Raw genomic sequence first — 6,395 nt, forward strand, 5'->3', positions numbered from 1 at the left:
GGCAGGGACGCCGTCTGGGGACTGGAGGAAGGAGGGGACGTGTCGCGGCCGGCGTGGGGGCGCATGCCCACCGTGGGGATGTGCTCCTCGCGATCCGGCGGACGCGGCACCGACGGCGGGGCCGTGGGGGTGCTGGGGCGCGAGCGCTGCTCCGGCTTCGCTTCCGCGAGCGTCTGGAGCGGGCTGCCCGTCAGCTCCAGGATGAACGCGCCCACGTCCGGGTAGCGGTCCTCCGGCTTCTTCGCCATCGCGCGGGAGATGGCCGCCACCACGTGCGGCGGCGTCCCGGGGGCCAGCGACAGGAGCGGCGGCGGCTCCAGGTGGACGATCTGGTAGATGAGCTCCGCGACGTTGTCGCCGGAGTAGGGCGGCCGGCCCGCGAGCATCTCGTAGACGATGCAGCCGAACGCGAAGAGGTCCGTGCGCGCGTCCACGTTGCTGTTGTGGCCCATGGCCTGTTCAGGGGCCATGTACTGCGGCGTGCCCATCAGCACGGAGTCCAGCGTCATCAGCGTGCGCGAGTCCACGAGCTTGGAGATGCCGAAGTCGAGCAGCTTCACGCGCTCGCCCACGACACCGCCCGCTTCCGTGGGCACGAGGAAAACGTTGCCCGGCTTCAGGTCGCGGTGCACCACGCCCGCGCGGTGCGCCGCCTGCAACGCCGCGCCCATCTGCCGCGTGATGGAGAGGACCTCCTCCAGCGGCAACTGCTTCTGCTTGCGCAGCCGGCGCGACAGGCCCTCACCGCGCAGGTACTCCATCACCATGAAGGGTGTGCCGTCCTCCAGGGTGTCGAAGTCCAGCACCTCCACGATGTTCGGGTGCCCCAGCCGGGAGGCGATCTCCGCCTCGCGCCGGAAGCGCAGCGCCACCTCTTCCGACAGCGCCTCCGCGCCGTGCAGCACCTTGATGGCGACCTGCTTGCCCGGCAGCCGCAGGTGGCGCGCGAGGAACACCGCGCCCATGCCACCCTTGCCCAGCACGGTGCCAATCTCATACGTGGCGCGCAGGACCCGTCCCGTCGTCAACGGCTCGGACTGCGCGGAGGTCGGTTCGGTGGGCTTTTGCATCGGCGGTCCAAATTCCTACTAAACCGGGCCGACACGATTGGAAAGCACCTGGGTCGAATCCTCCCCCACGGGTCGTGAGCATGGGCTCGGGCTCTCATGTTTTGAGAGCCCGAGCCGATTTTTTATCCAGCGGTGGAATGCCTCTGGAGGTGTGGCGGGCTACGGCTCGACGGGTTCGACGGGTGGCAGCACCAGGCCGGACTGGAGGTCCGTCGCCGCGTCGATGTGCGTCTGCACGCCCTGCCGCTCGGTGAGCAGCTCCTGCTGAAGGGCCGTGTTGGTGGCCTGCGTGGTCAGCAGGCTGTCGCCGATGAAGGCGACGCGCGCGTGCGCGGCGACCTGCGCGCTGATCAGCGCCAGGTCGCGCGCGGTGCCCGGGGGCGGCGCGTTCGGGCCGCCGAGCACCTGCATCATCTGCTGGATGTCCGTCTGCAATTGGAGGCTCAGCGCGGTGTCCTCGGGCACGATGCCCTCGGTGGCGAGCAGCGCATCCAGCCGCTGTTTGACGGCGGTGTGCTCCGTCACCATCTGCTGGTTGAAGGCGAGGATGGCCGGGTCGGTGGCGAGCGGCGCGGCGTACTGGCCGAGCATCACCTCTCCCTCGTTGGCCACCTGCAGGATGCGGGCGATCTGCGCATCCGTGAGCGTCAGCAGCACGCCCGCGTCGGTCCCCGCGTCCGGGTACTGCTGAGGTGCCTCTTGCGGAATCGGATCCTTCGCGTCGCTCCCGCACCCGTAGCCCAGCGCCAGCGCGCCCGCCAGCACCGTCCCCATCCAGAATTTCGCTGTCCGCATGTCCAACCCCCCCATGAATGTCGCGGGGGCAGGATGGGGAGGCCCTCCGTCCATGGCCATGCGCGTCCCAGCCGTTGCCACTGTGCCCGGGAGCACAGCCAGGGCAGGCAGGGGGCCATGCCCCGCGGAGTCCCCACCTGCCACCCTTGCCCGGCACGGTGTCAGGCTCATCCGCCGAAACATGCTTTCCGGAATGTCTCACGGGCGTGTTTCAGCCCCCCGCGCCATGACGGTGGGGGGGCCCGCGTTGAGGGGTCGAAACCGGGCATTTCTCATGCATTGGTAATTGCATCGCACCCTGTGTCTCGTTGACAGTGAAACACTTTGTGTTGTTTCGTGTTTCCAGATGAACGGTTCACGCCGCGTCACTGTTCTCTCCTTGCACCGTGGCTCCGCGAGCATCGTCCGCGCGCTGGTGCCCCACTTCGATCTGGCCCCAGCGGAGCTCGCCGCGCGGCTGTTCCGCGCCCCCGCGGTGCTGGCGGGAGGGCTGCCCGAGGAGCTCGCCAGGAGCCTGTCGGAGGTGCTGGGCAACGCCGGCCTGCGAGTGGTCGTGGAGCCGGATGACGCGCCCCTTCCTCTACCCGCCGTGCGGACCTATGACGTGGCGCTGTACCTGCGAGACGGTGGCCGCTTCCGCGACGTCTGCACGGAGCTGGCCGCCGTCCTGGGTTGTCCCCTGACGGACGCCGCGGCGGCGCTCTGCGCCACGCCTCCCACGGTGCTCGGCGCCGTCTCCCAGGCCACCGTGGACGCGCTCCAGGCGCGCTTCGCCCCGCTGGGCGCGGAGGTGGACGCCAGCCATCCGCCCACGGCCCGCTATGACGTCTTCGCCACCGACACGGTCAGCCTCGCGATGATCCGCTCGGTGCTCGAGTCGCAGGGGCTGACTCCGGGGGAGGCTCCCCTGGTGGCCAGGGACCTCTCGCACGAGCAGGCAGAGCGCGCGTGGAAGGAATTGGGCCCGCGGGGTGGGGTGCGGCTGTTGGACCATGCCTTCCAGCGCTTCGACGTGAGCCTCCTCGAGGCCCCCGCTGGCGCCGGCTTCACGGAGCTGCTGGTGCGTGAGACCGGCATGCCCTCGGCGCTGGTGCCGAAGGTGCTCAAGCGGCTGCCGGTGGTGCTGCACACGGGACTGTCGCGCGCGGACGTGGTGGCGCGCACCGCCCCCCTGGAGTCCGCGGGCGCGAAGCTGGCCGTGCAGCTCATCAACTTCCGCAGCTTCCGCCTGACGGTGGAGGACTCGAAGGACCCCGCCGTGGCCGCGGAGCTGCTGTCCACGGCGCTGGGCCTGCCCGCCAACGAGACGCGCACCGCGCTTTCCCGGCTGCCCCATACCTTCCAGCCCGCGGTGGGTGACACGCGCGCCCGCTGGCTGGTCTCGGAGCTGCGAGCGCGTGGCACGCGCACCACCCTGGTGTCGCAGTGAGCACGCTCGCGCTGCACTTCCGCGTGGCGGAACAGGGCAAGGTGCTCGCGCTGGCCGGCCGGCATGACGAGGCGCTGCGCCATTACCGCGAGGCGCTGCGGCTGGCCGCGCTCCAGGGCGGCTCCGACGTCTGCCAGCGCCACTATGCGTGGTGCGTGCTCGAGTCGCTGGAGCGCTCGGGGGCCCACGAGGCCGTCATCTCCTTCTGCCAGCGCGTGGAGGCCCACTACCAGCAACAGCCTCCCACGAGCGACCTGGCCCTGCAGGACCTGGCCGCGCACCACGAGCGGCACGGGCTGGCGCTGGCGAAGCTCGGGCGCCTGGCCGAGGCGCGCACGCGGCTGGAGTCCGCGGTGGCGCTGGCCGGCGCGGGGCGGCTTCCGCTGTCGGAGCGGGTGCTGGGCTGGACGCGGTCCGGGCTGCACGTGGACGCGCGCCGCATCTCGCTGGAGCAGGACCGTCACGCCTACTGGGTCGTCCGGCCCGACACCGTCCGTCCCGACGTCGCCGTCGCACTTCCACCTGTTGCCTCACCCCTGGGGTAGACCATGCCGAAAGCAGGGAAGATCCTCGCGGATCTCAAGATCTCCGAATTCATCAAGGACATGGGGCTCGCCATCGCGGAGGCCCAGGCCAAGCTGGACACCAACAGCGTGGATCAGACGCTGCGCCTGGGGCAGACGGTCCTGCCGGGCATGCCGCAGAACCTGCTCTCGTTGGGGCTTCAGCCGGCCTTCTACCACTTCCAGTACGCCGACCTGGAGGTGAACCTCAACGTCTACTACTCGACCACCGTCGACGTGGACGTCAACTTCAACTACGACCGGGAGAACGAGTCGAGCGAGTACAGCCTCGAGACGTCCTCCGCCAGCGGCAGCGCCACCATCACCGTGCAGGACGGCGAGGGCATTCCCCCCTACGCCTGTCTGGCGTTGGTGGCCAACGCGCCGGGCCACCTCACGGTGGGCACCACCAGCTACGCGCTGGACGGCGGCGTGGGCCCCAACAGCACCGGCCTGCCCGTCACCCGCCAGGACACGCTGTGGGAGACGGCGCAGGAGCTGCTCGTGGCCCTGCGCAACAACTCCGTCTGGACCAACCAGGCCGCGGGAGACCTGCAGGGCGTCTTCATGGACTGGGAGATGCAGTCGGGCGTCACCGCCAGCACCAACCGCCCGGACCTCTACGCCATCAACCGCTCCGTCATCACCGTGCGCACCTCGCCCCAGGCGGCGCCCGGCGACAACCTGGTGATCGCGCGGCTGGCCAGCGTGACGCCCGCGCCCGCGCTGCTGCTGCCCGCCACCAACGGCACGCGCTACACCAGCGCCGCGGCGACGGTGGGCGCGGCGCTGACGGACATCGGCCAGCAGGTGGACCCGGCGGCCTTCCTCGTCGTCTCGGGCGGCGACTGCAACCGGGCCATCTACTTCGACACCGACATCCATGACGTGCCCACCACCACCTACGGCACGGACCGCGAGCCCTCCTCCGTCCTCGACGCGGTGGCGGCGCTGCTGGCGGAGCACCCGTCCGCCACGCTGGTGCTGGAGGGCTGGGCGGACCAGCGCTCCCCGCCGGCCCCCGGCTACAACCAGCGCCTGTCCCAGAAGCGCGCGGACTTCGTCCTGCGCGCGCTGACGTCGCGAGGCGTGGCGGCCAGCAGGCTCACGGCCCGGGGCATGGGCGCGACGGTCAGCTTCAGCGGTTCGGACCTGGCGGCCAACCGGCGCGTCGTCTTCCAGTTCACCGGGGTGCCCGCGGCCCTGGTGGCCCGCACCGTCGCGGCCACGGCCGCCTTCGACCCCACGGGGACGGACCGGGAGGCCCGCATCGTCCCGCGCACGCGCGCCCCGGCGAACGCGCCCACCACGGCCGTCGTCACCTTCCGCGGCACGGACTTCACCCAGGGCACCGCCTCCCAGGGCACCACCTTCGCGGTGGGCGCCACCGCCGAGTCCACCGCCGCCAACCTGGCCCGCGCCATCCGCGACGCCAACGCCAACACCGCCTTCGGCGCCTTCGCGCGCGGGGACCGCGTCTACCTTTACGGCACCGGCGACCACGCCCTGTTCACCCTGTTCGCGAGCAAGCCCACCGCCCCGGTCCTGTCCGCCGCCGGCTCCATCCGCGTGGCCCGGCGCTTCGGCGATGGCCGCCCACCGGCCTCGCCCCAGCCTCGCGACACCCTCGTCATCGACAACGTGCAGCTGGTGGCCGTGGAGGCCGGCGTCGCGCCGCAACCCGGGCAGTTCACGCTGGGGGTGACGGCCGCGGACACGGCGCGCAACCTGGCCGCCGCCATCACGGGCGGCTCCAGCTCCGGCCTGCTGGCCGCGGGCATCCAGGCCCAGTCCGCGGGCAACATCGTCACCGTCTCCGGACCCTCCGGCACCATGCTGGGCACCAGCAACCCCGCCGCCTTCCTGCTGTCGGGCGCGCGCATCGGCGGCAAGCCGTCCGCGGACCGCGAGGAGAGCTCCGAGCGCGAGCTGCGCGCCCTCAACGTGGATGCGCATCTGGCGGTGAAGTACGAGCTGAGCGTGTCCGGCAGCTCGACCATCAAGGCCCGTCTGGTGGCGGTGCCCGCGCCGCCCCAGTTCCTCCAGGCCATCGGCGACTACCTCCAGCGCTGGTACCCGTAAGGAGGCCCCATGCCCGGAAACAACACCACGCAGGGCCAGCGCGCGATGATGACGGTGCTGGACGCGCCGCTGCCCGAGCTCATCGAAAGGCTCGGGCGCGCGGTGGCGGACGCGCAGCACGCGCTGGACGTCAACTCGCTCGACATCGCGAAGCGCATGTCCGAGCGCACCGTGGACCTGGGCGATGGGCAGCTGTGGAGCCTGCTCGCGCTCGGCTTCACGCCCACGTTCTACGCCTTCGCCGAGGCCACGCTCGAGGCGAAGCTCACCTTCACCATCCGCGAGTCCACGGAGTTCTCCGTGGGCGGCGGCGCGACGGGCGGCATGGCCGGCATCTTCTCCGTGACGGTCAACGCCGAGTACAGCCGCAAGTACGGCTTCGAGGTGCAGGGCGCCAGCTCCATCGCCGCGCGGCTGGTGTCGCTGCCCCCGCCCGCCCGGCTGCACCAGCTGCTC

The 6,395-nt window shown here is 71.3% G+C and carries 6 protein-coding genes; 4 read left to right on the forward strand and 2 right to left on the reverse strand.

The features are described from left to right. Together D7X32_RS42265 and D7X32_RS42270 are read right to left on the reverse strand one after the other, a co-directional pair. Positions 1–1,070, reverse strand: a 1,070-nt coding sequence (locus D7X32_RS42265; protein WP_147450485.1) for a serine/threonine-protein kinase, incomplete at its 3' end; no start/stop codon positions are given. 159 nt (positions 1,071–1,229) lie between these two features. Then, positions 1,230–1,865 (reverse strand): DUF4142 domain-containing protein, encoded by a 636-nt coding sequence (locus D7X32_RS42270; protein ID WP_120608172.1) that lies wholly within the window; start codon positions 1,863–1,865, stop codon positions 1,230–1,232. A 379-nt stretch (positions 1,866–2,244) separates the two neighbouring features. Here D7X32_RS42270 and D7X32_RS42275 point away from each other — a divergent pair, with 379 nt between their 5' ends. The 4 genes from D7X32_RS42275 to D7X32_RS42290 form a co-directional block, all read left to right on the forward strand. Next, positions 2,245–3,294 carry a hypothetical protein gene (locus tag D7X32_RS42275; protein WP_120608169.1) on the forward strand — a complete coding sequence of 350 codons (1,050 nt, stop codon included), beginning with the start codon at positions 2,245–2,247 and terminating at the stop codon, positions 3,292–3,294. Beyond that, complete coding sequence (locus D7X32_RS42280; RefSeq protein WP_120608170.1) at positions 3,291–3,839, forward strand: peptidylprolyl isomerase; 549 nt, start codon at positions 3,291–3,293, stop codon at positions 3,837–3,839. Before D7X32_RS42275 ends, D7X32_RS42280 begins: the two co-directional genes overlap by 4 nt. A gap of 3 nt (positions 3,840–3,842) precedes the next feature. Beyond that, positions 3,843–5,939 carry an OmpA family protein gene (locus tag D7X32_RS47720; protein ID WP_120608171.1) on the forward strand — a complete coding sequence of 699 codons (2,097 nt, stop codon included), beginning with the start codon at positions 3,843–3,845 and terminating at the stop codon, positions 5,937–5,939. A 9-nt stretch (positions 5,940–5,948) separates the two neighbouring features. Beyond that, the coding region (locus tag D7X32_RS42290; protein WP_208752730.1) for a hypothetical protein at positions 5,949–6,395 on the forward strand (447 nt) is incomplete at its 3' end.

The organism is Corallococcus carmarthensis, from assembly GCF_003611695.1.
GTDB lineage: Bacteria > Myxococcota > Myxococcia > Myxococcales > Myxococcaceae > Corallococcus > Corallococcus carmarthensis.